Annotated in this window: 21 protein-coding genes and 1 pseudogene; 8 read left to right on the top strand and 14 right to left on the bottom strand. The window is 72.2% G+C overall.

Translation table 11 applies throughout. The features are described from left to right. Positions 1–125: 125 nt before the first annotated feature. Positions 126–752: a response regulator transcription factor gene (locus G472_RS0121855; protein ID WP_035693372.1), complete on the bottom strand. Its 627-nt coding sequence runs from the start codon at positions 750–752 to the stop codon at positions 126–128. Further along, entirely contained in the window at positions 742–2,628 is a 1,887-nt protein-coding gene (locus tag G472_RS34850; RefSeq protein ID WP_084536830.1) for a sensor histidine kinase, read from the bottom strand. Before G472_RS34850 ends, G472_RS0121855 begins: the two co-directional genes overlap by 11 nt. 169 nt (positions 2,629–2,797) lie before the next feature. On the opposite strand from G472_RS34850, the gene G472_RS0121845 reads away from it, so the two are divergent. Both G472_RS0121845 and G472_RS0121840 read left to right on the top strand, forming a co-directional pair. Beyond that, entirely contained in the window at positions 2,798–3,730 is a 933-nt protein-coding gene (locus G472_RS0121845) for an aldo/keto reductase (protein WP_029010081.1), read from the top strand. A 15-nt stretch (positions 3,731–3,745) separates the two neighbouring features. Beyond that, positions 3,746–4,405: a DUF6064 family protein gene (locus G472_RS0121840; protein WP_029010080.1), complete on the top strand. Its 660-nt coding sequence runs from the start codon at positions 3,746–3,748 to the stop codon at positions 4,403–4,405. A gap of 19 nt (positions 4,406–4,424) precedes the next feature. Here the strand turns inward: G472_RS0121840 and G472_RS0121835 are convergent, their stop codons facing one another. The 7 genes from G472_RS0121835 to G472_RS34840 all read right to left on the bottom strand — a co-directional run bounded on the left by G472_RS0121835 (position 4,425) and on the right by G472_RS34840 (position 13,015). Then, on the bottom strand, positions 4,425–5,054 hold the full coding sequence (locus G472_RS0121835; protein WP_156927207.1) for a hypothetical protein: 630 nt from the start codon (positions 5,052–5,054) through the stop codon (positions 4,425–4,427). Between the two features lie 144 nt (positions 5,055–5,198). Further along, on the bottom strand, positions 5,199–5,720 hold the full coding sequence (locus G472_RS0121830) for an arsenate reductase ArsC (RefSeq protein ID WP_029010078.1): 522 nt from the start codon (positions 5,718–5,720) through the stop codon (positions 5,199–5,201). Positions 5,721–5,791: 71 nt separating this feature from the next. Continuing rightward, on the bottom strand, positions 5,792–8,260 hold the full coding sequence (locus G472_RS0121825; protein ID WP_029010077.1) for an arsenate reductase (azurin) large subunit: 2,469 nt from the start codon (positions 8,258–8,260) through the stop codon (positions 5,792–5,794). A 17-nt stretch (positions 8,261–8,277) separates the two neighbouring features. Next, on the bottom strand, positions 8,278–8,805 hold the full coding sequence (locus G472_RS0121820) for an arsenate reductase (azurin) small subunit (RefSeq protein ID WP_029010076.1): 528 nt from the start codon (positions 8,803–8,805) through the stop codon (positions 8,278–8,280). Positions 8,806–9,325: 520 nt separating this feature from the next. Continuing rightward, positions 9,326–10,708, bottom strand: a complete 1,383-nt coding sequence (locus tag G472_RS0121815) for a sigma-54-dependent transcriptional regulator (protein ID WP_029010075.1) — start codon at positions 10,706–10,708, stop codon at positions 9,326–9,328. Continuing rightward, positions 10,689–12,161 carry a sensor histidine kinase gene (locus G472_RS34845; RefSeq protein ID WP_051341129.1) on the bottom strand — a complete coding sequence of 491 codons (1,473 nt, stop codon included), beginning with the start codon at positions 12,159–12,161 and terminating at the stop codon, positions 10,689–10,691. The genes G472_RS0121815 and G472_RS34845 overlap by 20 nt, the downstream gene beginning before the upstream one ends. Further along, complete coding sequence (locus G472_RS34840; protein ID WP_035693370.1) at positions 12,158–13,015, bottom strand: substrate-binding domain-containing protein; 858 nt, start codon at positions 13,013–13,015, stop codon at positions 12,158–12,160. The genes G472_RS34845 and G472_RS34840 overlap by 4 nt, the downstream gene beginning before the upstream one ends. Positions 13,016–13,161: 146 nt before the next feature. Between G472_RS34840 and G472_RS34835 the strand changes: the two genes are divergently transcribed. The 3 genes from G472_RS34835 (at position 13,162) to G472_RS0121790 (ending at position 16,356) form a co-directional block, all read left to right on the top strand. Further along, complete coding sequence (locus tag G472_RS34835; protein WP_245593555.1) at positions 13,162–13,569, top strand: PadR family transcriptional regulator; 408 nt, start codon at positions 13,162–13,164, stop codon at positions 13,567–13,569. A 64-nt stretch (positions 13,570–13,633) separates the two neighbouring features. Then, entirely contained in the window at positions 13,634–15,082 is a 1,449-nt protein-coding gene (locus G472_RS0121795) for an FAD-dependent oxidoreductase (protein WP_029010074.1), read from the top strand. Next, the gene (locus G472_RS0121790) at positions 15,079–16,356 is read left to right on the top strand and encodes an MFS transporter (RefSeq protein ID WP_051341132.1); all 1,278 of its coding nucleotides are present in this window, start codon (positions 15,079–15,081) and stop codon (positions 16,354–16,356) included. The genes G472_RS0121795 and G472_RS0121790 overlap by 4 nt, the downstream gene beginning before the upstream one ends. A 16-nt stretch (positions 16,357–16,372) precedes the next feature. On the opposite strand, the gene G472_RS0121785 is transcribed toward G472_RS0121790, so the two are convergent. Continuing rightward, entirely contained in the window at positions 16,373–16,984 is a 612-nt protein-coding gene (locus tag G472_RS0121785; RefSeq protein ID WP_051341128.1) for a TetR family transcriptional regulator, read from the bottom strand. Between the two features lie 98 nt (positions 16,985–17,082). On the opposite strand from G472_RS0121785, the gene G472_RS0121780 reads away from it, so the two are divergent. Both G472_RS0121780 and G472_RS40675 read left to right on the top strand, forming a co-directional pair. Further along, positions 17,083–18,066, top strand: coding sequence for an NAD-dependent epimerase/dehydratase family protein (locus G472_RS0121780; RefSeq protein WP_029010071.1), 984 nt, complete (start codon positions 17,083–17,085; stop codon positions 18,064–18,066). Positions 18,067–18,104: 38 nt separating this feature from the next. Beyond that, positions 18,105–18,335, top strand: coding sequence for an addiction module antidote protein (locus tag G472_RS40675; RefSeq protein WP_084536829.1), 231 nt, complete (start codon positions 18,105–18,107; stop codon positions 18,333–18,335). A 181-nt stretch (positions 18,336–18,516) separates the two neighbouring features. Here the strand turns inward: G472_RS40675 and arsB are convergent, their stop codons facing one another. From arsB to G472_RS0121755, 4 genes are read right to left on the bottom strand one after another with little or no spacing between them, the layout of a single operon-like run. Then, on the bottom strand, positions 18,517–19,599 hold the full coding sequence (arsB, locus tag G472_RS0121770) for an ACR3 family arsenite efflux transporter (protein WP_029010070.1): 1,083 nt from the start codon (positions 19,597–19,599) through the stop codon (positions 18,517–18,519). Between the two features lie 24 nt (positions 19,600–19,623). Then, positions 19,624–20,880, bottom strand: a complete 1,257-nt coding sequence (gene arsJ / locus G472_RS34825; RefSeq protein WP_051341127.1) for an organoarsenical effux MFS transporter ArsJ — start codon at positions 20,878–20,880, stop codon at positions 19,624–19,626. Next, a complete protein-coding gene (locus G472_RS0121760; protein WP_029010069.1) occupies positions 20,877–21,887 on the bottom strand; it encodes an ArsJ-associated glyceraldehyde-3-phosphate dehydrogenase in 1,011 nt (336 codons plus the stop codon). The genes arsJ and G472_RS0121760 overlap by 4 nt, the downstream gene beginning before the upstream one ends. Next, entirely contained in the window at positions 21,884–22,255 is a 372-nt protein-coding gene (locus G472_RS0121755; RefSeq protein ID WP_029010068.1) for an ArsR/SmtB family transcription factor, read from the bottom strand. The genes G472_RS0121760 and G472_RS0121755 overlap by 4 nt, the downstream gene beginning before the upstream one ends. Positions 22,256–22,770: 515 nt before the next feature. Between G472_RS0121755 and G472_RS34820 the strand changes: the two are divergent. Further along, positions 22,771–24,627 (top strand): annotated as a pseudogene (locus G472_RS34820) (cache domain-containing protein); the annotation flags it as partial. Between the last annotated feature and the right edge of the window lie 37 nt (positions 24,628–24,664).

Raw genomic sequence — 24,664 nt, 5'->3', positions numbered from 1 at the left:
CGGCGCTCCGCGGGCCTTCCGGTACGAAGGATAGCCGGGACGGGTCGGTCCCTCCCATTGGGGTCATCCCTAGACTTCTTAGGGTTTTCCCCAGTGACGCCATGCCGCAGGGGGCGTGGGTGCGGTCAGCCGGCTTCCAGCAGCAGGCGGGTCAGGTCGGCGACGGAGGCTACCTCCAGCTTCTCCATCAGGTTGTGCCGGTGGACCTCGACCGTCTTGAGGCTGAGGTTGATCTCCGCCGCGATGACCTTGTTCGGCTTGCCCGCCACCACCAGCTCGGCGACCTGGCGCTCGCGCGGGGTGAGGCGCGCCAGCAGGGCGAGGACCCGGTCACGGCGCGCCCGCTCGGCCCAGGTGCGGACCGACTTCTCCAGCCCCTCGTGGACGCGGTCCAGCAGCATCTGGTCGTTGAAGGGCTTCTCGATGACGTCGACGGCACCGGCGCGGAACGCGCGCGCCGCCATCGGCACGTCCGCGTGGCCGGTGATCACCACCACCGACAGCAGGGAGCCGGCGCGGGCCAGCGTGTCCTGAAGCTCCAGCCCGCTCATCCCCGGCATGCGCACGTCGGTGACGAGGCAGCCGGGGCGGTCCGGGCGGACGGCGCCCAGGAACTCCTCCCCCGACGCGAAGGTCTCCACCGGCACCCCCAGCGCACCGATCAGCCAGGCCAGCGAATGGCGCATCGCCGGGTCGTCGTCGACCACGTAGACGGCGCGCACCGGGTCGGCGGGGACGGTGTCAGCGGGCATGGTGCGGCTCCTCGTTGGCGGCGGGACCGGCGGCCGGCAGGACGAAACCCATGACGGCGCCGCCGCCGGGATTGTCCGTGGCCCGCAGGCGGCCGCCGTGGGCTTCGACGATGGTCCGGCAGATGGACAGGCCCAACCCCATCCCGCCGGGCTTGGTGGTGAAGAAGGGTTCGAACAGGCGCGCCCGCACCTCCGGCGCCAGGCCGTGGCCGCGATCGGCCACCGTCACCTCGACCCGCCCGTCGCCGTCGCGCCCGGAGCGCACGGTGATGGCGCGGGCGGCGGCGTCCGCCGCGGCTCCCCCGTCCGGTGTCGCGTCGAGGGCGTTCTTGACGAGGTTGAGCACCACCTGCTCGATCTGCACCCGGTCGGCCAGCACCGGGGGCAGGTCGCCGTCCAGCGCCGGCACGACGGGGATGTTGCGCTGGCGCGCCCGGCCGTCGCACAGGGCGATGGCGGCCCGGATGGACTCGTTGACGTCCATCGGCTCCGGCCGGGAGGCCCGCTTGCGCACGAAGTCGCGGATGCGGGCGATGATCTCCCCGGCCCGATCGGCCTGCGCCGCAATGGCCCGGGTGGCCTCGGCCAGTTGCGCCGGGTCGGCCGCCCCGGCCTCCAGCCGCCGGGTGCAGCCGCGGGCGTAGTTGGCGATGGCGCCCAGGGGCTGGTTCAGCTCGTGCGCCAGGTTGCTGGCCATCTCGCCCAGAATGGACAGCCGGGCCACATGGTCCATCTCCCGCTGCCGCTCGCGCGCGGTCTCCTCGGCGCGGCGACGCTCCGCCATCTCGTGAAGCAGCACCCGGTTGGCGGCCTGCAGCTCGGCGGTGCGCACCTTGACCAGGTGTTCGACCCGCAGCGAATGGATGGCCCACCACAGCAGGGCCAGCGCCGCCGCCGCCAGCCATTCCCAATGGCGGCGCGCGAGGTCGAGCAGGGACACCTCCCCGAGGTCGGCATAGGGACCGATGCGCAGCTCGCGGAACAGGGCGTGGACGGGCTGATAGTCCAACGGCACGGTCCATCCCTGGTACCCGCCGGCCCGGGCGGCGGGGTGGTCGGCGGGCATGCCGAACAGGGCCACCGCCACCTCCTTGGCCAGTGCCTCCGGCGTCGAGGCGAGCCGGGCGAGCGGCCAGTCCGGGTAGAGGTCGGTGGAGACGGCGCAGGCGAAGCCGGGCACCGCGCGGGGCTCGAGAACCCTCAGGCGCTCCGCCTCCACCCGGCCCTCGGCGGCCAGATCCTCCAGCACGCAGGCCCGCAGGATGCCCGCGTCCACCGCCCCGTCGCGCACCGCGAAGAGGACCCGGTCGACGGGAAAGCCGGAGAACCGCAGCTCCCGCAGATCGCCGTAGGGATCGACGCCGGCCCTCTGCATCGCGCCGCGGGCGACCTGGAACCCGCCGAAAGCATCGGGATCGATGGCCATGACGGTCCGCCCCTTCAGGTCTGCCAGCGTGCGGATGTCGGTGCGGTCGGCGCGCACCACCACGGCGGAGCCGATGGCCGCACCCGATCCGGCGGCGTGCGAGGACTGCAGCGTGGCGATCCGGGTCACGCCGTGGCGCGCTTCCAGCTCCACGTAATTGCCGGTGTTGGTGAGGACGAAGTCGATGGCGCCCGCCTGCACCGCCGCGTCCATGCCCGCCAGGTCCAGCGGCACCATCTCCGCGCCGCGCCGGGGAAACCGTTCCGCCAGATAGCGCACGGTGGGCTCCCACGCGGCGTTGGCGTGGTCGCCGCCGCGGTAGGCCAGCACGCCGACGCGGATCGGCGGCTCCGCCGCGGCGCCGGCAAGCGTCGGGACGGCAAGGCCGGCGGCCAGACCGACCGCGCGCGCCAGCCGCGCAACGCCGCTCCCACCGGTGATTGCCGCCATTTCCCCCTCGCGTCGGCCGCGGCGCCCGCATGCGCCGGCGGCATTACAGGCCGCGCGCCGGCCGCGGGGCAAGCCCCGTGGTGCCGCATGGCGCGCGGCGCCTCTCCCCGGTGGCGGAACGGCGGCAACGGCACCACTCTTGAGGAACGACCACCGACGGAGGGAAACCATGCCGGCGACGCGCCGCACGATACTGAAGGGCCTGATGGCTTCCGCCGCGATGGGGGCGACGGCGGGCGCCATGACCGGTGCCGCGTCGGCACAGCCGGCGCCCGCGCCGCTGACGCGCACCATCCCCGCCACCGGCGAGGCGATCCCGGCGGTGGGGCTGGGCACCTGGATCACCTTCAACGTGGGCGACGACCCGGTGCTGCGCGACGAATGCGCGGCGGTGATGGAAGCGTTCTTCGCCGGTGGCGGCGCCATGATCGATTCCTCCCCCATGTACGGCTCCTCGCAGGCCGTCACCGGCTACGGTCTGGCCCGGCTGGGGCAGCCGGCGGCCCTGTTCTCGGCGGAGAAGGTGTGGATCTCCTCCCCCGCCGCCGGACCGGCGCAGATGGAGGAGTCGCGCCGCCGCTGGGGCGTGCCGCGCTTCGACCTGATGCAGGTCCACAACCTGCTGTCGTGGGAGGCGCATCTGGACACGCTTGCCGCCATGAAGGCGGAGGGCCGCATCCGCTACACCGGCATCACCACCTCCGAAGGGCGGCGCCACGACCTGTTCGAGCGGGTAATGGACACCCGCAGGCCGGATTTCATCCAGATCACCTACAACCCGGTGGACCGGGAGGCGGAGGACCGCATCCTGCCGCTGGCGGCGGAGCGCGGCATCGCGGTCATCGTCAACCGCCCCTTCCGCCAGGGGGAGCTGACCCGCCGCCTGGGCCCCCGCCCCCTGCTCGATTGGGCCGCCGAGGTCGGCGCGGTGAGCTGGGCGCAGCTCATCCTGAAGCACATCCTGGCGCACCCCGCGGTCACCGTGGCGATCCCGGCGACGACCCGCGTCGATCACGTCCGCGAGAATCTGGCCGCCGCCTCCGGCCCCCTGCCCGACGCGGCGCTGCGCCGGCGCATCGCCGACCACATCGCATCCCTGTAACCCCGGCGGACGACCATGGTGGAGTGGTGGACCTATTCGGCCGAGGACTTCCTGCTGTTCTCGCCGCGCGTCTATTGGCGGCTGTTCGCGCTGCACAACGCCGCCTTCCATCCCCTGCCCCTGCTGACCCCGGCGGTCGGGCTGGCGCTGGCGCTGCTGGCGGCGGTCCGCCCGCCCGGCCACGGGCGCTGGATCGCCGCGGCCCTGGCCGTGCTGTGGGCGTTCGTGGGCTGGGGCTTCGTCTGGCAGCGCTACGCCCCGATCAACTGGGCCGCCGCCTGGATCGCCCCTCTCTTCGCTGTGCAGGCGGCGCTGTTCCTGGCCGCCGCCGCGGCGGGGGCGCTGCGGTTCCGCCGATCCGGGCCGGCGGTGTGGACCGGCGCCGCGCTGCTGGCGGTCGCCCTGGTCGGCTATCCGCTGATGGCGGACTCCCGGGCGGCGGCGGAGGTCTTCGGCATGGCCCCCGACCCCACCGCCGTCGGCACCCTGGGCCTGCTGCTGGCGGCGCGCGGCGGATGGCTGCGGGCCCTGCTGTTCCCCGTCCCCGTGCTGTGGTGTCTGGCCACCGGCGCCACCCTGTGGGCCATGGGGGCGCCGCAGGCGTGGCTGGCGCCGGCCGCGGCGGGGGTCGCCGTGGCGGTGGCCGTGGCGTGCGCGCGGGAGAACCGGGCGTAGCCTTTGCGCCGCGCCGGTCCTACTCCACCCCGGCCAGCGGGTTGGCGTTGCGCGCCATGCGGAAGCCCAGCCGGCGGAACGCCTTCACCGGGTCGGCGGTCTCCGCGGGGGCGTCGACGACGCCGAGCAGGGCATCGTGCAGGCGCAGGCAGACGTCGGTGCGGGCGACGCGGAAGCTGACGGGCTCGACAGCCGCGGCGGAGGCGTTGGCGGCGGGATAGATGCGGTCCACCTCGCAGGCGACGGCGAAGGTGTTGTAGGGGCGGCCGGTGACCGTGTCGATGGGGGCGCGCGCCAGGGCTTCCGGGTGCCGCTCCGCCCGCACCCGGTCACCGCGGAACAGTGCCGGCGCCGCACGGCCGGCGGCGGCGATGTTGGAGGCGCAGGTCCAGGTGGGGGCCGCGCCGGCGGCCCGGTGTTCCGGCCGGCCGAGCACGCAGCCGACCACCGCCATGGCCGTGCCGCAGCGATTGGTGAAGACGACGGTATCCCGCCCGCCCTCGACGCCGATCTCCCGCTCGATGCAGTTGTCGCCGTGGAAGCCGGCGGTGTCCGGCACCGCGCCGTCCACGTCGGCCACCCCCAGGACCAGGGCGGCGAACACCGCCATCGCGCCGACACCCGCCCACGAGCCACGCCGTTTCGCCACGCACGCCCTCCCCGTCCGTCGGACCGTCCGCCCGTTTCAACGCGGCGGCCGCGGGATCGATCCCCCGCCGCGGCCGCCGATCCCGGCATTGTGCCCCCGCCGGCGGTGCGTTGCAAAGGCTACCTTGGACCGAGGCGGCAGTGCTCAGGCCGCGCCGGTCTCGGCGAGGCGGGTGCGGCCGATCTCGTCCAGGCGCCGCTTGAGGGCGAGCCGGTCGAGCCCCTCCAGGCGCAGGCTGGCGAAGATCTTGATGCGGTTGTCCAGCTCCAGATAGACGCGCTTGAAGGCGTTCAGGCGCTTTTCCTCCGGCCCTTCGAAGGCGACCGGGTCCTCCACCCCCCAATGGGCGGTCATCGGCTGGCCGGGCCACACCGGGCAGGGCTCCCCGGCCGCCTGATCGCAGACGGTGAACACGAAGTCGAGCACCGGGCTGTCGGCCGCGGCGAACTCGTTCCAGTCCTTGCTGCGCAGCCCGTCGGTGGCGTGGTTGAAGCGGCGCAGCAGCTCCAGCGCCGTGGGGTCGACCAGGCCGCGCGGGCGGCTGCCGGCGCTGAAGGCGGCGAACCGCCCGTTCGACCAGCGGCGCAGGATGCACTCCGCCATGATGCTGCGCGCCGAATTGCCGGTGCACAGGAACAGCACGTTGTAGACCTTCTGCGGCGACATGACGGCCCTCCGGGCGCTAACGATTCGATGATTGTCCAAATATCGAATCGTTAGCGCCCCGTCAAGCGTCCTCAGATCCCCTGCGGGTACTCGATGGCCTTGAAGCTCATGCCGTCGGCACCGGGGGCGCGGCCGATGCGGCGGATGTCGGCCCAGACGTTCTTGTAGTTGGGGATCATCAGCTCGTTGGTGCCCTTGCCGATGACGTTGCCAACCTGGCCGGTGGGCGCGATGAACAGCATGAAGGCGTGGCCCCGGCGGGCGGTCGGCGTCGGGTAGACCATGGCCTGGGTGGAGCCGACGTCGTTGTACACCTCCACCAGGTCGCCGGCGGCAACGCCCAGCGCCTTCATGTCATCGGGGTTCATCTCGATGGGGGCGACGGGCATGCGCTCGCGCACGAAGGGCGTGTGCACGTCGTAGAAGGCGTTCTGCCAGACCAGGTTGTTGCGGCCGTTGTTGATGAGGAAGGGATACTTCGCCTTCTGCGCCGCCCGGCCGGCCGCCTGCAGCCCCCGCCATTCGGTCTTCAGGAAGCGGGCGCGCCCGTCCTGCGTGCCGAAGCGCCCGTCGGTGTAGAGGCGCCGGGTGCCCACCAGCCGGCCGTCGGCGAAGCCGGTCACCGGTTCGTGCACGCCGTTGGTGCCCATGGCGCGCAGGCGCTCGTAGGTGACGTGCTCCCCGCCCTCGGCGTGGCGGTGGAAGCCGTCCATGAAGGCGTCCTCCTCGCTGTGCCAGTCGAACTTGCCCTTGAACTTCGCGGCGTACGCCTCGTTGCCGGCGCGCCGGAACGACTCCTCCAGGGCGTTGCCGAGGCGGGCCGCGATCAGGCAATCGGGCAGGGCCGCTCCCGGCGGGTCCATGTAGCGCTCGCTGAGGCGCAGGCGGCGCTCGCCGTTCATCGAGGTCAGGTTCATCTCGCCGGCCGTGGCGGCGGGCAGCCAGACGTGCGCGGCTTCACCGATCTGGGTGGGCAGGATGTCGACGACCACGCTGAACAGGCCGCCCCGCCGGATGGCGCCGACGATCTGCGCGAGCTGCGCCTCGCGGTCACCGTAGGGCACGCTGTCCATCGCCTCCTTCACCAGGTTGGTGCGGCGGCGGTAGGCGCGGCGGAACTCCTCGGCGTTCAGCGTCGATTTGAAGTGGTCGACCGCCCACACGTGGTGGACACCGCCGCGGCCGGCGATCAGCATCTCGTCGACATAGGCGGCCGGCCGACCGACGTGGGCGTCGGAGGGGCGCACATACCCTTCCTGGTGGCCGCCCAGGCGCACGCAGCCGGTCCCTTCGCGGCCGACGCTGTGGGTGGCCAGCGCCAGATTCACCATGGCGGCGTTGGTGCGGTAGTTGTCGTTGCCCCAGATCAGCCCCTTCTCGTAGGCCATCATGGTGCGCCGCGGCTTGCCGTCGGCCTTGGGCTCGGCGATCCAGCGGGCGGCGGTGCGGATGGCGTCGGGGTCGAGGCCGGTCAGCGCCGCCGCCTCCTCCACCGTGGTGCGGTTGGCCGCCGCGGCCTCCTCGAAGCCGGCGGTGTGGGCGGCGATGAAGTCGCGGGCGTGCCAGCCCTGCGCCACGATCTCGGTCAGCAGCGCGTTCAGCAGCACCAGGTCGGTGCCGGGCTCGATGGGAAGGTGCAGCACGTTCTCCCGGCCGGCCACCGTCTCGCAGGCGCCGACCGACACGGTGCGGCGCGGGTCGACGATGATGATGCGCCCGGCGGCGTGGGCTTCGTCCGGCAGCAGCTCGCGCTTGCGGCCCAGGGACTCGCCGCGCAGGTTGGGCACCCAGTGGGCGAGGAAGTAGTTGGTCTGGTTCTCCAGCGGGTTGGCGCCGACCACGAAGATGGTGTCGGCCAGCTCGGCGTCCTCATAGCAGTTGTTCAGCTCGCCCACCCCCATGTCGCGGCTGGCGTGCACCTCGCTGTTGTAGGCCGGGCGGTTGTGGATGCGGATGTTCCTGACCTGCAGGGCGTCGAAATAGAGCTTGCCGGTGCCCCAGGTGTTCTCGTAGCCGCCGGCCGCCCCGCCGTGGTCGAAGGCCGAGACGATCACCCCGTCCTCCCCCATCTCCTCGATGACGCGGCGGGTGACGTCGGCGACCAGGGACAGGGAGTCCTCCCACGAGGTCGGCATCATCTGGGAATAGCGCCAGACCATGGGGCTGGTCAGGCGGGCGGTCATGGTGCCGGTCTGCTCCGACACGCGGGTTTCCGCCATGCGGCCGCCGCGCACCGAGGTGAGGCCGGCGTTCACCTCGCAGTCCTTGTCCGGCTTGATGACGAGGTGGACGAGCTTGCCGTCCCGCTTGACCACATTGTACATGGACGGCGCGTACCAGGCGCCGCTCTCGGCGCCCTGCTGGCGCGACAGGTCCTCGCCCAGCGCGTTGCGGCCGGGCTCGGGGCCGCCCTGCGCGTCGATGGGCCAGGTGTAGGCTTTGTAGCCGCAACCGACGATGCAGAAATCGCAGGTGACGTTGTGCACCGCCGCGTCGGCGGGCGGGATGGGGAGCTGGTCGACTCCGCGCTTGTAGGTCATGGTCCGGTCCTCCCCCTTCAGCCCTGCAGCACGTTGCGGGTGCGCCCGTAGATCAGCTCGTCCATGCCCACCGCGGTGATGTCACCGCCGGCGTCGACGGCAAGGCGCAGCATCGGCAGGTTCTGGGTGGCGTGGCCCCACACCTGCTGCCCCGCCGCCTCGCAGTCGAAGCGCGAGAAGTGCCCGGGGCAGTTGAGCGTGCGGTCGGCGGCGCTGTAGACCAGCGGATAACCCTTGTGGGGACAGAGCGTGGAGTAGGCGACCACGTCGCCCTCCGGCCCCGCCCCGCCGGGCACCCGCGTGCCCAGCCGGATCAGCACGCCCGGCGAGTCCGCGTCGGGGTAGGCGATGGGCAGGGGCTCGCCCACCGTCAGGTCCTTCAGGTTGGCCAGCCGCTCCGCGGGGTAGTCGACGCGGGCGCCGGGAAGGGCGGCCTGTGCCGGTGCGGGCACGGCGGCGGTGACGGCCGCCCCGGCGGCGGCAACCGCGCCGCCGCGCAGGAATTGCCGGCGCCCCAGCTCGGCGAGCTTCGCGCATCCTTTCATGGGTGGTCTCCTCCCTCTTTTTTGGTGTGTCCGGTGCACCGGGGGAGGAGCAAGGGCCATGCCAGCGCTGCAAACGCCGCGGCAGGGCCGGCCCGGCGGCCGTGCGGAGGCCGCGGGGCGTTCGGACATCCGAACGCAGCCCGCCCCCGCCGGCCGGGGGCGTTCGGATCTCCGGACGCGGCCCCGGACCGGCGGCGCATGGCGCACGCACGATCAATCCGATGGTTTTTTTCACTATCTGATAGGGATTTTTCCACCTATCCAATAGTGGTTTTTCCGGTCCGTCACCCGGCGGGGACATGGAAACGGTGCTCGATCGGCATCTTGCCGCCGGGGTGGTGACGCGTTGCGACACAGATCATGGGGCGCGGCCGGATATGCCTGCCCCTCTCCATGTTCCGGTCCTTTCCCCGCCGAAGGGCGGGATCACGCCGGATTCACGACGTCCGGAATCCTGAACCCGGCACCGGCCGCGCGGTGGCCCGCGGCCGGGGCAGGAAAGCCCCGCCCGATCCCGCCGTCACCGCGCGCCGGCACCGGGCGGGCCGCTATCGTCGGCGATGCCCAGGCGGCGCATCTTCTCCCACAGGGTGGTGCGGCCGACGCCCAGCAGGTCGGCGGCGCGGGCGAGCCGGCCGTCGGCGTGGTCGAGCGTGGCGCGGATGTGGGCGCGTTCGCTGGCGTCGCGCACCGCGGCCAGGGGCGGCCAGGCGGCGTCCGCCGGCAGGTTGTCCGCCGGGAGATCGCCGTCCGGTGCGTGCTCCGGGAACAGGGCGGCCGGCGTCAGCCAGGGGCCGGCCGACAGGGCCACCGCCCGCTCCACCCGGTTGCGCAGCTCGCGCACGTTGCCGGGCCAGTCGTGGGCCAGCGCCGCCGCCTCGGCCTCCGGCGTCAGGCCGCGGGCCGGGCGGCCGAAGGCGGCGGCGTAGTGGTCGAGATAGCCGCGCAGCAGGGCCGGCACGTCCTCGCGCCGCTCGCGCAGGGGCGGGACCGTCACGGGGATGACGTTGATGCGGTAGTAGAGGTCGCGGCGGAAGGCGCCGTCGCGCACGGCGCGTTCCAGATCGGCGTTGGTGGCGCACACCAGCCGAGCGGCGAAGGCCAGCGGCCGTTCGCCGCCGACGCGGTGGAACACGCGCTCCTGCACCAGGCGCAGCAGCTTGGCCTGCACCGCCGGCGGCAGCTCGGCGATCTCGTCCAGGAAGAGGACGCCGGCCCCGGCCCGCTCGGCATAGCCGCGGTGCAGCGCGTGGGCGCCGGTGAAGGCGCCGCGCTCGTGGCCGAACAGTTCGCTGTCCATCAGCTCCGCCGGGATGGCGGCGCAGTTCACCGCCATGAAGGGGGCGGCGGCCCGCGCCGATTCCCGGTGGACGAAGCGCGCCGCCACCTCCTTGCCCGCCCCGCTCTCGCCGGTCAGCAGCAGCGTGCTGTCCACGTCGGCGACCCGGCGCAGCAGCCCCTCCACCCTGCGCATGGCGGGCGAGGCGCCGAGCGCCCCCGGCGCCTCCCGGCCGGCCGCACCGCGGGCGCGCAGCAGGTCGCCGACGCGGGCGAGGAAGGCGTCCACCGCGAAAGGCTTGGTCAGATAGTCCTCGGCCCCGGCGCGGACCAGCCGCACCGCCTGCCCGATGTCGCCGAAGCCGGTCATGAAGATGACCGGCGGCCCGCCCGGCCGCGGCGCCAGGGCGTGGAACAGCTCCTCCCCGCTCATGTCCGGCAGGCGGATGTCGCAGACCAGCAGGTCGGGGGCCGCCGCCGGCAACGCTGCCAGCGCCTCGCCGCCGCTGGTCCACCACAGCGGCCGGTACCCCTCCAGCGCCAGGCGTTCCGCCAGGGACTCCCCCATGATGGGGTCGTCCTCGATGATGGCGACGGCGGGGGCGTCATTCGGCGGCGTCGGCATGGCTCGGCCTCGCGTCGGGGAAGGGGATGGTCAGGGTGACGGCGGTGCCGCGGCCGGGGCCGGCGTCCACCGCCACGGTGCCGCCGGTGCGCTCCAGCAGGCGGGCCACGGTCCACAGGCCAAGGCCGCCGCCGCGGGGCAACGGTGCGGTGCCGCGGCTGCGCAGCAGCTCGGCCATGGCCGGCGGCAGGCCGGGCCCGCCGTCGGCGACGGTCAGGATGAGCACGCCGTCGGCGGCGGCCGCGTCCAGCGCCACCCGGCCGCCGGGCGGCACCGCCCGGCAGGCGTTCAGCAGCAGGTTCAGCGCCATCTGGCGCACCGCCGCGCCGTCCACCGGCAGCGGCCCGGGCGGCAGGCGGTTGCGCCAGTCCAGCGCGACGCGGCGGCGCTGCGCCTCGTGACCGATCAGGAAGCGCAGGTCGTCCAGGTCGTCGGGGGCCATGGCGCCGCCGCCGGGCGGCTCCTTGTAGGTGACGAGGGCGGCGCGCACCACGTTGCCGATGCCGCACAGGCCGCGCTCCAACAGGGCGGCGGTGCGCAGCCGCACCGCCGCGTCGTCGCCGTGGCGCTTCAGCGTGTCGACGGCGGTCAGCAGGCCGCCCAGGGGATTGTTCACCTCGTGCGCCATGCCCGAGGCCAGCCGGCCGAGCAGGGCCAGCTTCTCCTCGTCGGCCAGGCGCCGGGCCAGGGCCTCGCGCTCGGCCACCGCCTCGGCCATGGCGTTGAAGCGGTCGAACAGCCGCCCGAACTCACCCCCCGCCCCGGCGATGAAGCGGGCGGGAATCGGCGTGACCCGGCCGGTGCGCACCCGCTCCACATGATGATCGAGCACCCGCAGCGGGCGCAGCAGCCGGCCCACCAGGGCGTAGCCCACCGCGGCGAACAGCAGCGTCAGCCCGCCGTTCAGCAGCAGCAGCGTCGTCAGCACCTCGCGCCGGACGGCGACCAGCGGGGCGATGTCCATCTCCGCCAGGACGTGGCCGGCCCCGCCCAGCGCGCGGTGCGACCAGGCCCGCCGCCGCTCGGCGTCGATGACCAGGCCGGCGGGGGCGTCCAGATGGGCGCGCAGGTCCGCCGGCAGGTCGGACCCGACGGGGAAGCCCACGGGGTCGGTGGCGGCGAGGACCGAGCCGTCGGGCAGCATCACCATCAGCACCCGGACGTCGATGCCGCCGCCGCGCCGGCGCACGCGGTCCAGCATGTCGAACGCCTCCCACACGTCCTGGCGCGCCACGTGGGGCTGGAGGGCCACCGCCAGCCCGTCCAGCCGGGCGGCGGCGAGGTCGCGCAGGTGCGCCTCCTGGTCCGCCGCCAGCCGGGTGAGCACGGAGTAGGAGACCGCCGCCCCCACCGCCGCCATCAGGGCGGCCACCAGCAGCGGCACCGTGACGGCCAGCGGCCAGGACCGGGGCCGGGAGCGGGGCGGCAACCGGGACGGGGGGCGGGCGGTCATGAATGGGCCCGCACGACGTCGTGCATGGCGGCGATCGGGTCGAACAGGGACGGCGGTTCGACCGCGAAGCCGTCCAGGCGCAGCAGATCCAGCACCGCCCGGCCGGCCGGGTGGTCGGGCATGGACAGCAGCGCCCCGCGCAACGCCCGGATCTCCGGCGCGTCCTGCCGGGCGGCGTGGCAGGCCACCGGCGGAAAGCCCAGCCAGGGGGAGCGGTGCAGCACCCGCGTGCCGGCGACCAGCGCCGGCTCCGCCTGCCCCATCACGTCGTGGACGTAGCCGTCGACGCTGCCGCTGCCGGCCAGGCCGGTGGCGACCGCGCGCACCACGTTGCGGTGCCCGTAGGTGAAGAAGCTGCGGCGGAAGAAGCGGGCCGGCGTCTCCTCGCGGGTCGCCAGCAGGTGCTGGGTGACCAGGAAGCCGGAATTGCTGTCGGGATCCGAGAAGGCGTGCACCGTGCCGCGCAGATCCTCCACCGTCGCCGCCCCGCTGCCGGCCCCGACGATCAGGTAGGACCGGTAGAGCGGGCGGCCGCGGTAGACCGGCACCGCCACCAGGGCCAGCCGGCTGCGGTACTGCACGAAGGGGAAGCCGCAGATCCACGCGGCGTCCAGATGGCCCGTCAGCAGCAGCGTGGTGATCTCCTGATAGGTGCGCCGCTGCACCAAGGCGACGGAGCGGCCCACCCGTTCCCCCAGGTAGGCTTCCAGGGCGCCGAGAAGCTCCGCGTCGGAATCGAGAAAGACCGGCGTCAGCCCGAAGCGCAGCGGGTCCGCCCCCCGCCCCGGCCGGGCGGTCATCGCCGCGGCGCCGGCCGCAAGGCCGGCCAGGACGGTGCGGCGGCGCACGCCCATGCGCTCCTCCCCCGGTCGGGTCGATTCGATGATTCGACGACAGTCTAAGCGACGCCGATCCGCTTGTGCAACGGATCGTCCGGCATAGCCACGATTCTGACGCATCGGCCCTTGACGCATCGAACATCAAGGTGTACAGAAAGGGCATGGCACGCACGACCACCCGGACCGCCCCCGACCTGACGAGCCGCTCCTACTGGAACGGCACAATCAAGATGAGCCTGTCGAAGTTCTTCATCCTCTGCGTCCTGCACCAGAGGCCGATGCACGGCTACGACATCGCCCGCGCGGTGGAGCGCACGACCAACGGCTGCTGCTCGCCGGCGGAGGGGACGATCTACCCCGTGCTGCGGGAGTTCGAGGAGGGCGGCTACGTCACCTCCGAGGCGGAAGTCGTGTCGGGGCGGGAGCGCAAGGTCTACACCCTCACCGACCGTGGCCGCGCGGCCTTCAGGGTGGCGGTGGAGGCGTGGATGGAGGTGACGCGGGTCCTGGTCGACAGCGAGCGGGTGGTGACGCCCGAGGTCTGCCGGGACACCGGCTGCTGCGGCTGAAACATTTGTCCATATGCATCGATGATCGATGCATAGAACCTTATGGGAAGGGGAGGATTCGGGCATGGTGGAGGAGCTTCCGATCGCGGTGGTGGGTGCCGGCCCGGTGGGTCTGGCGGCGGCGGCCCATCTGGTGGAGCGCGGCCTGACGCCGCTGGTGCTGGAGCGCGGCCCCGCGGCCGGCCACGCCGTACGCGCCTGGGGACACGTACGAGTCTTCTCCCCCTGGACGTACAACATCGACGCCGCGGCACGGCGGCTGTTGGGTACGACGGACTGGACGGCACCCGACGACGACGCGATCCCCACCGGCGGCGAGATCGTGGACCGCTACCTGGAACCGCTGGCCGCCCACCCCGCGCTCGCCCCCCGCATCCGCTATGGCGCTGAGGTGACGGCCATCGCCCGCGACGGCCTGGACAAGCTGACCACCGCCGGCCGCGACGCCGCGCCGTTGCGCGTACGCTGGCGCGACGCCGAGGGAACGGAGCACGCGGCCCGCGTCCGCGCGGTCATCGACGCTTCGGGCACCTGGTTCGCACCCAACCCCATGGGCGCCGACGGGCTGCCGGTGCCCGGGGAACGGGCGGCGGCCGACCGCATCGCGTACGGCATCCCGGACGTGCGCGGCGCGGCGCGGAACGACTACGCCGGTGCGCGCGTGCTGGTGGTCGGCTCCGGCCACTCAGCCATCAACGTGGTGCTCGACCTCCTGGCCTTGCAGCAGGAGGCACCGGAAACCCGCGTGCTGTGGGCGCTGCGCCGCGACGGCGTGGCGACGCTGGCGGGCGGCGGCCTGAACGACGCGCTGCCGGCGCGCGGCGCCCTCGGGCTCGCCGCCCGCCGCGCGATCGACGAGGGGCGGCTGGACCTGCTGACCGGCTTCGCCGCGGAGCGGGTGGAGCGCGAGGGCGCCGGGCTGCGCGTCCACGCCCGCAGCCGGGGCACCCCGGGGGACGTGTCGGTCGATCGCATCGTCGTCGCCACCGGATTCCGTCCGGATCTCGGCTTCCTGCGGGAGCTGCGCATCGCCCTCGACCCGGTGGTGGAGGCGCCGCCGGCCCTGGCGCCGCTGATCGACCCCAACCTGCACTCCTGCGGCACCGTGCGGCCTCACGGGGTGGTCGAGCTGTCCCACCCCGAACCCGGCGTCTACATCGTGGGCATGAAGAGCTACGGGCGGGCACCCACCTTCCTGATGGCGACGGGGTACGAGCAGGTGCGCTCCATCGCCGCCGAACTGGCGGGCGACCGGGAGGCGGCCCGCGCCGTGCACCTGGTGCTGCCGGAAACCGGCGTGTGCAGCACGGCCGCGCTGAGCGGTACGGAGGAGGCGCCCGCCGCCGCCGGCTGCTGCGGCGGACCGGCACCGGCGGGCGTCGACGCCTGCTGCGTGCGCGACGCCGACGCCAAGGCGGCCGGGGAGGCCGGCTGCGGCTGCGGCGATCCCGCACCCGCCGCGGTGCCGGCACCCGCGAAGACCGCTACCGGCTGCTGCGCGGGGGCGGCGTGAGCGCGGCGCTGCCGGCGGCGGACCCCATCCGCCGGCGCGGCTTCATCGCCGGGCTGGGCGTCGGGCAGATCGTGTCGTGGGGGACCTTCTACTACAGCTTTCCCCTGATCGCCGGGCCCATGGCGGCCGACCTCGGCATGGACAAGCCGGCGGTGTACGCCGCCGCCACCATCGGGCTGCTGGTCGCCGGGCTGGCCGCGTACCCCGTGGGCGCGGCGATCGACCGCGGCCGCGGGCGGGCGGTGATGGCCCTGGGTTCCCTGGCCGGCGGGCTGCTGCTGCTGGCGTGGGCGCGGGTGGCGGGGCCGTGGTCGCTGTACGCGGTGTTCGCCGGCCTCGGCCTCGTGCAGGCGATGACCCTGTACGAGCCCGCGTTCGCGGTGGTGGCCCGCCGCTACGGCGCGCAGGCGCGCGGCGGCATCACCGCGCTCACCCTGTGGGGCGGCTTCGCCAGCACCGTGTTCGTGCCGGTGGTCCAGGCGCTGCTGGATCAGGTCGGGTGGCGCGACGCCCTGCTGGTGCTGGGGCTGGTCAACCTGCTGCTGTGCGTGGCCCTGCATCTGGCGGTCATCGACCCGGCGGCGGACGCCCCCCGTCCGATTCCGGCGGACGGGCCGGCTCTGCCGGCCGAGGCGGACAGGCCGGCTCTGCCGGCCGCGGCGGACAGGCCGGCGTCGCCGGGGCCGGACGGGGGACGGGCGGCGGTCGCCCGGGCGGCGCGCCAGCCGGTCTTCCTCGGACTGGCGGTCGCCTTCACGGTGTTCTACGGCATCTTCTCCGCCCTCACCTTCCACCTCTATCCCCTGCTGCTGGAACGGGGATTCGACGCGGTCACCGCGGTGGCGGCCATTGCGGTCATCGGCCCCGCCCAGGTGGCGGGGCGCATCGCCGTGTGGGTGTTCGCCGGCAGTCAGCCGATCCGCCGCGTCGGCTCCGTCACGGTCGCCGTCTTCCCCGTGGCGCTGGCGCTGCTCCTGGCGGCGCCGGGCGCGGTGACCGCCCTGGTGGCCTTCGCCGTGCTGTACGGCGCCGCCAACGGCATCATGACCATCGTGCGCGGCCTGGCGGTGCCGGAGATGGTGTCGCGCGATGCGTACGGCGCCCTGAACGGCGCCCTGGCCGTCCCCACCCTCGCCGCCAAGGCGCTGGCCCCGCTGGGCGCCGCCGCCCTGTGGGCGGCCGCCGGTTCCTACGACGCCGTGCTGCTGGCCGCTCTGGCGGGATCCCTGGTGGTGGTGGCCGGCTTCCGGTACGCGGCGGTGCGCAGCGGGTAGCGGGAGGGGAGCATGGTCAGCGGCTGTAGTCGACACCGGCCTCAAAGGCCCGGGTGAGGGTCGCCACCGTGGCGCGGATTTGATCCTCGACAGGCGCGTTTGCCTCGATTGCCTGCGCAACCATTTGGGGATGAACAAATACCGTGACGGCGTCGCGCACCACGCCCGCCGCCCGGGACAGGTCGCTGACCTTCCACTCTCCGCGTTCAACACCCTGAGCGATCAGCTTCCGGATCAGCAGAGTCATGCGCTGCGCGTAAGCAATGATCATGTCCTGCCGCTCGACCAGAATACGCCGATACAGATCATGGATCTCCCGGTCGCCTGTGAACCGCGCACGTTTGCGATGGTGAATGTCAAGAACCATACGCAGCAGCCGGTCCGCAGCAGGGCCCTCCGCGTCCAGCCATCTGGCGGCCAGTTCCTCCTCGTCGTCCATGGCCTCTTGAACGATGGCGTCCATGACTGCGGCCTTGGAGGGGAAGAACCGATAAAGCGCCGCGTGGCTGACACCCAGCGCTTTGCCGATATCCACCATGTTCGTCTTGCCTTCGCCGAGCCGACGGACGAGCGCCGTCGCGGCCTTGAGGATTGCCGCAGGCGACAGGACGATCTGCTTTTCTGCCATGGCGAAAAAATAACCGCACCGACCCACCTTGTCAACAGCTTACAAGATCGGTATATTGTAATCTGTAAGATCGATTGCGACATGCAAGGGGTGACCAAATGGCGACGGCCTTCGTTACAGGTGGCACCGGCTTTCTCGGTGGCCGCTTGATTAAGATGCTGGTGAACCGGGGCTGGCAGGTCCGCGCCCTGTACCGATCGCCCGATGATGCGGCGAAGCTGACCGCTCTGGGTGCCGTGCCGATGCCGGGCGACCTTGAGAATGTCGAGGCGCTGTCACGCGGGATCGGAGACGCCGAAGTGGTCTTCCATGCCGCAGCCATGTTCAAGCTGTGGGGGTCGGCCGAGGCGTTCGAACGGGCGAACGTTGGCGGCACCCGCAATGTCCTGGCAGCGGCGAAGACGCGGGGCGTCAAGCGCTTCGTTCAGATCGGCGCCGGTGCTGTCGTCATGGGGCCGGGCAAACCAATGCGCGGCGTTACCGAAGACGCGCCGCTCTCTTTTCCCCGCTGGGCGCCTTACATCGCCAGCAAAGGGCGCGCGCAGCAGATTCTGATCGAAGCCGACGATCCCGCCGGTATGCGCACCGCGATCATACTTCCCCCGATGATCTGGGGGGCAGGCATGCCGATGATCCGGGAGACGATCCACAATGTGAGAGCCGGGAGGTTCAGGTGGCCGGGAGGCGGCAAAAGCCTGATGTCCACCGCGCACGTCGACAACATCTGCCATGCCGCCGTGCTCGCGGCCGAGCGTTCGATCGGCGGTCGCGCCTATTTCGTGACGGACGGGAAGGACCGAAGTCTGCGCGAAGTCATGGGCACCTTGCTTGCTACGCAGGGTGTTGATCCGGGCAACCGGTCTGCCCCCCTGGGCGTTGCCTGGTTCCTGGCGACCGTCATGGAAGCGGCATGGCGCACCTTCCGCCTCAAGGGTGAACCCCCGCTGACGCGCCAGATGCTGCGACTGGTCGGCTACGACTTCACCATGTCCGACCGTCGTGCCCGGGACGAACTGGGCTATGCGCCAATCGTCACATGGGAGCAAGGCGTCGAAGAAATGCGGGCAGTTGCCCGCCCATGATTTGTAGACGTTTAGACTAAACCTGACAATTGGGTAGAATGGCGGGGAGAGCCCCGGGCTCTCCCCCCGGGCTCTCCCCCCGGGCTCTCGTCGTCGATGCCCTTGGCAACATGGCGCGGGCGCGCGGCATGACGCACGTTGCGAAGGAAACCGGCCCGGCGCGGGAAAGCCTGTATCGTTCCCTCGGTGCCGACGGCAATCCCGAGTTTGCCACGGTGCTGAAGGTGATATCCGCGGCAGGGCTTCGTCTCGAAGCCCGCAAGGCGTGAGCGCGCAACCGTCCGCAGATGCGGTGGCGCCGGGAACCGCATGCCGCGATTCCGGCCCCGCGCTCATACGGCCGGAAAATTGATCACTTCCATCATTTCCCGGCCGTGAAACCCGGCAGATCAATGCCTTGGTATTGATCGAGAGGATGATACCAACGGCACCCTTCAGGTGCCGTCGGTATCACGCCGTCGCCGGGAACCAGCCGCGGGTGCGGTTGCACAGGGCCACCAGGGACAGCATCACCGGCACCTCCACCAGCACGCCGACCACGGTGGCCAGCGCCGCGCCGGATTGCAGGCCGAACAGGCTGATGGCGACGGCCACCGCCAGTTCGAAGAAGTTGGACGTGCCGATCAGCGCGGCCGGCGCGGCGATGGGGAACGGCACGCGCCAGGCGCGCGCCCACAGGTACGCGATGGCGAAGATGCCGTAGCTCTGGATCACCAGGGGCACGGCGATCAGCGCGATCAGCAGGGGCCGGGCGATGATGGTCTCGCCCTGGAATCCGAACAGCAGCACGACGGTGGCCAGCAGCCCCGCCACGGTGTAGGGCTTGAGCCGCGCCGTGAAGCGCTCCACCGCCGCCGGCCCGCCCGCCGCCCCGCCCGCCTCCAGAGTCCGGCGGGTCAGCACGCCCGCCGCCAGCGGGATGACGATGTAGAGCACGACCGACCACAGCAGGGTCTGCCACGGCACGATCACGTCCGTCATCCCCAGCAGCAGCGCCACCAGGGGGGCGAAGGCGAAGATCATGATGATGTCGTTCACCGACACCTGGACCAGCGTGTAGGTGGCGTCGCCGCGGGTGAGCTGGCTCCACACGAACACCATGGCGGTGCAGGGGGCGGCGCCCAGCAGGATCAGGCCGGCGATGTACTCCCTGGCGTCGGCCGGATCGACCAGGCCGCGGAACACGCCCTCGAAGAACAGGACGCCGAGGCCCGCCATGGTGAAGGGCTTGATCAGCCAGTTGACGACCAGCGTGATCGCCAGCCCCTTGGGCCGGTCGCCGGCGTGCGCCAGCGAGGCGAAATCGACGTTGACCATCATCGGGTAGATCATCACCCAGATCAGCACGGCGACGACCAGGTTGACGTTGGCCACCTCCAGCCCCGCCAGCGCCTCGAACAGGCCCGGCACCGCCATCCCCAGCAGGATGCCGGCGGCGATGCACAGCGCCACCCACAGGCTGAGGAAGCGTTCGAACGCACCCATCGGCGAGCCGGCCGCCCGGCGGGCGGTGATGTCGCAGTGCGCGGACATGATGTCTCCTTCAGAAGCATCCGTTCAGAGTGCGCGATCCGGCAGGGCGGCCGCGGCCGCGGGCAGCGGACCGCCCGTGCGCCGCGACGGCAGCAGCAGGGAGAGGAGGAATGAGGCGCCGACCAGGGCGGAGGCGACCAGCAGGCAGCCCTGCACCCCCGCCATCTGGTACGACAGGCCCGACAGCAGCGAGCCCGCCAGCCGCCCGCCGGCGTTGGCCATGTAATAGAACCCGACGTTGAGCGCCACCGTGTCGGCATCGGCGTAGGCCAGGATCAGGTAGGAGTGGACCGCGGAATTGACGGCGAACACCACGCCGAACAGCCCCAGCCCCGCGACCACCGCCGGCCCCGGATCGACGCCCGCGGCCAGCGCTCCGGCCAGCCCGGCCGGCAGCAGCGCCAGGGCCAGCGCCCACAGGCGCGCCGCCCGCACCTCCCCCGACAGCCCGTCGGCGGAGCGGCGGACCAGCGCCGGGGCCGCCGCCTGGACGGCGCCATAGCCGATGACCCAGGCGGCCAGGAAGCCGCCGACCTCGGCGAATCCCCAGCCGAGCTGCGCGTGGAGGAAGATCGGCACGCCCACCACGAACCACACGTCGCGCGCCCCGAACAGGAAGAAGCGCGCCGCCGACAGCACGTTGACGGCGCGGCTGCCGGACAGGACCTGCGTGAATTTCACCTTGGCCTTCGACCGGCCGAGGTCGCCGCGCAGCAGCGTCACCGCCGCCGCCAGCACCACCGCCAGCCCCGCCGCCATGGCCCACAGGGCCGCCGCGAAGCCCAGCGCGGCGAGCAGCACGCCGCCCAGGAAGAACCCCACCCCCTTCAGCGCGTTCTTCGACCCCGTCAGCAGCGCCACCCAGCGGAACAGGGCGCCCGGCCGCCCTTCCGGCACCACCACCTTGATGGCGCTCTTGGACGACATCTTGGTCAGGTCCTTGGCGATCCCCGCCAGGCCCTGCGCCGCCACCACGTAGGTCACCGACAGGGCCATGGTCCACCCGGGATCCACCAGCGACAGCATGACCAGCGCCGCGATCTGCAGGGCAAGCCCGGCGAACAGCGTCGGGCGCAGGCCGAAGCGCGCGCCGATCCAGCCACCCACCAGGTTGGTGACCATCCCGAAGAACTCGTACAGCACGAACAGGAAGGCGAGCTGGAACGGCGTGAAGCCCAGCGTGTGAAAGTGCAGCAGCACCAGCATGCGCAGGGCGCCGTCGGTCAGCGTGAAGCCCCAGTAGGCCGCCGTGACGATGGCGTAGTCGCGCACCCCCGTCATAGCGCCCGCGCCACCGTCGCCGTCAGCTCCGCCAGCCGGTGGGCGTAGCCCATCTCGTTGTCGTACCAGGCGATCACCTTCACCTGCGTGCCGTCCACCACCATGGTGGACAGGGCGTCGACGATGGCCGAACGGGGGTCGGAGCGGAAGTCCACCGACACCAGCGGCCGCTCCTCATAGCCCAGGATGCCGGCCAGCGCGCCACCGGCCGCGTCGCGGAACAGGGCGTTCACCGCCTCGGCGGTGGTCGGCCGCGCCACCTCGAACACCGCGTCGGTGATGGACGCGTTCAGCAGCGGCACGCGCACGGCCATGCCGTTCAGCTTGCCCTTCAGCTCCGGATAGATCAGGGCGATGGCGGTGGCCGAACCGGTCGACGTGGGCACCAGCGAGTTCAGCGCCGAACGGGCGCGCCGCAGGTCCTTGTGGGGGGCATCGACGATCACCTGGGTGTTGGTGACGTCATGGATGGTGGTGATGACGCCGTGGCGGATGCCCAGAGCCTCGTGCACCACCTTCACCACCGGGGCGAGGCAGTTGGTGGTGCACGATGCGGCGGTCACCAGATCGTGCTGCGCCGGGTCGTAGAGGTGGTCGTTGATGCCCATGACGATGTTGAGCGCGCCCGGCGTCTTCACCGGAGCGGCGACCACCACCTTGCGCGCGCCGTTCCCGAAATGCGGGCGGTTGGCGTCGGTCGTGACGAACTTGCCGGAGCTTTCGATCACCACGTCCACGCCGAGGTCGCCCCACGGGATGTCGGCCGGCCGGGCGTGGTCGGTGAAGCCGACGCGGCGCCCCTCCACCGTGATGTGGTCGGCTCCGGCCGCCACCGGCACCGGCCAGCGGCCGTGCACGCTGTCGAACTCCAGCAGGTGCGCGGCCGCCGCGGGGCCGCCCTTCACCTCATTGATGTGGACGATCGTGATATCGGGATTGCCGTGGGCGGCCCGGAGGGCAAGGCGCCCCATGCGGCCGAACCCGTTGATGCCGACGCGCACGGTCATGACGTCCGGTTCCCCTTCGAAGTGGACGGAGGGCAGCAGGCGGCCGGAGCCGGTGCCGTCTCCAGGATGCCGCACAGCTCCGGATGGCCGTCGCAGCAGTCATGCAGCAGAAACCCCATCAACTCCTTCATGACCGCGACCTCGGCGCTGTAGATGATCGACCGCCCGTCGCGGCGCGACTCCACCAGCCCGGCGTTGGCAAGCTGCGACAGGTGGAAGGACAGGGTGGCGGGCTGGACGCCCAGCGCCTGCGCGATCTCCCCCGCCGGCAGCCCGGCCGGCCCGGAGCGCACCAGCAGGCGGAAGACCGCGAGCCGCGAATCCTGGGCGAGCGCCGCCAGCGCGGCGATGGCGTGTTTCTGTTCCATATTTTGTGATTTATCAAAATATGGAACAGTGGTCAAGAATGCTGCACGACAACCGTTGCTGCGTTCATGCCGGCGCAGCGGCAATGACGAAAGTCATGAGCATGGCAGCCATGACGGGGGATTCCGCAACCCGCGCCCAGTTGCCGCACCCGGGCGTGCTTGACCGCAATCAGTACACGCGTTAATCCTCGTTCACGATAATCCGCACCAGAAGCGAGCAGTGACGGCCCCCGGCCGGACCACGCAAGCCCGCTGCGGCATCACCCGTTGCGTCCGTTCGACCACTGCGTCCCGTCGCCCGTTCCCCCCGCCGGCCCGATCCGTCGGCGCGGCCGGCATGGACCGACGGTGCCGGCACCGGTCGACCGTTGCCTTCATTGAGGACGAGCATGTTCACGAACGCCAGCATCCGGTCCAAGATCGCCGTCATCCTCGCCGTCTGCATGGCCGGCCTGATCCTGATCATCGCGTTCGGGCTGGTCAGCCTGCGCGGCCACATGCTGGAAGACCGCCGCGCCAAGACGCGCAGCCTCGTGGAAAGCGCCGTCACCCTGGTGTCCCATTTCGAGGAGCAGGCCCGCAGCGGCGCGCTGACGGACGCCGCCGCACGGGAGGGCGCAAGGGACGCGCTGCGGGCCCTGCGCTACGACGCCAACGAGTATTTCTTCATCACCGATCTTTCCCCCGCCATGATCATGCACCCCTTCCGGCCGGAGCTGGAGGGGAAGGACCTGTCCGACGCCAAAGACCCCGACGGCAAGCGGCTGTTCGTGGAGTTCGCGACCACCGTGCGGACCGGCGGCGAGGGCTTCGTCGATTACCTGTGGCCCAAGGGCGGCATGACGGAGCCGGTGCGCAAGGTCTCCTTCGTCAAGGGCTTTGCGCCGTGGGGCTGGGTGATCGGCACGGGCATCTACCTGGACGACGTGGACACCGCCTTCCGCCGGGAGGTCGCGTGGATGGGCGGCATCAGCCTGCTCATCCTCGTCGTCGGCGGCGCCGTCGCGCTGGCCATCAGCCGGGCCATCGTGCGGCCGTTGGGGGATATGACCGCGGCCATGGGCCGCCTGGCCGAGGGCGACCTGGACCACGACATCCCCTTCACCGGCCGGCGCGACGAGATCGGCGCCATGGCCACCGCCCTGCAGGTCTTCAGGGAGCACGCGGTGGAGCGCCGCACCCTGGCAGCGCGCGAGCGGGCCGAAGCCGCCGCCAGGGAGCGCCGGCAGACGGCCATGGAGCAGTTGACCGAGGACTTCAACCGCAGCGTCAGCGGCATGCTGCGGGCACTGGCCACCGCGTCGACCGAACTCCACGCCACCGCCCAGTCCATGTCGGCGGCGGCGGGGGAGACCAACCAGCGCTCCACGACAGTGGCAGCCGCGGCCGAACAGGCGTCCGCCAACGTCCAGAGCGTCGCCGCCGCGGCCGAGGAACTTGCCGCCACCAGCGCCGAGATTTCCCGCCACATCGACCTGTCCTCCGCGACGGCGCAGAAGGCGGTGGCGGAGGCCGGCCGCGCCGGCGTCATCGTCGGCAGCCTGTCGGACGCGGCCGAGCGCATCGGGGAGGTGGTGAGCCTGATCAACGACATCGCGTCGCAGACCAACCTGCTGGCGCTGAACGCCACCATCGAGGCGGCCCGCGCCGGCGAGGCCGGCAAGGGCTTCGCCGTCGTCGCCGGGGAGGTCAAGAACCTCGCCAACCAGACCGCCAGGGCGACGGAGCAGGTGGTGGCCCAGGTGACCTCCGTCCAGTCGGCCTCGCGCGAGGCGGCGCGGATCGTCGCGGGGATCGCCGGCATCATCGCCGACGTCCACGCCGCCGCCGGCGCCATGGCCGAGGCGGTCCACCAGCAGGGCGCCGCCACCGGCGAGATCGCCGAGAACGTCAGCCGGGCCCACACCGGAACCATCGAGGTCACCTCCAACATCGCCGAGGTGAACGAGACCGCCACGGTCACCGGCGCCGCGGCCGAGCAGGTGCTGGCCGCCGCCCATGACCTGTCGCAGCAGGCGGAGGGGCTGCGCAGCGAGGTGGAGAACTTCCTGTCGGCGGTCACCCGCGCCGGCGACCGGCGGGCCTACGTCCGCCACCGCACCAACCTTCCGGCCAGCATCAGGGCCGCCGGGCGGGACATCGGCTGCCGCATCCTCGACCTGTCGCTCGGCGGGGCGTCGGTCGACCAGACCCTGCCGATCCCGGAAGGCAGCGTCTTCGAGATGATCATCGACGGAACCACCACGGTCACCGGCCGGGTCGCCGGCACCGTGGACCGCCGCACCCGCCTCCAGTTCCACCTGGACGGGGCGACGCAGGCCCGCATGCGCAGCCTGGTCGACCGGGTCCAGCAGAGCAGCGCGGCGGCTTGATGCACCGCCTTCCCGTTCCCGCGCCGGCGGGCCGGAC

Source organism: Azospirillum halopraeferens DSM 3675 (genome assembly GCF_000429625.1).
In the GTDB taxonomy this organism is placed as follows: Bacteria; Pseudomonadota; Alphaproteobacteria; order Azospirillales; family Azospirillaceae; genus Azospirillum; species Azospirillum halopraeferens.
The sequence above is the reverse complement of the archived record's forward strand: the minus strand, read 5'-3'. Positions and strand labels throughout refer to the sequence as shown.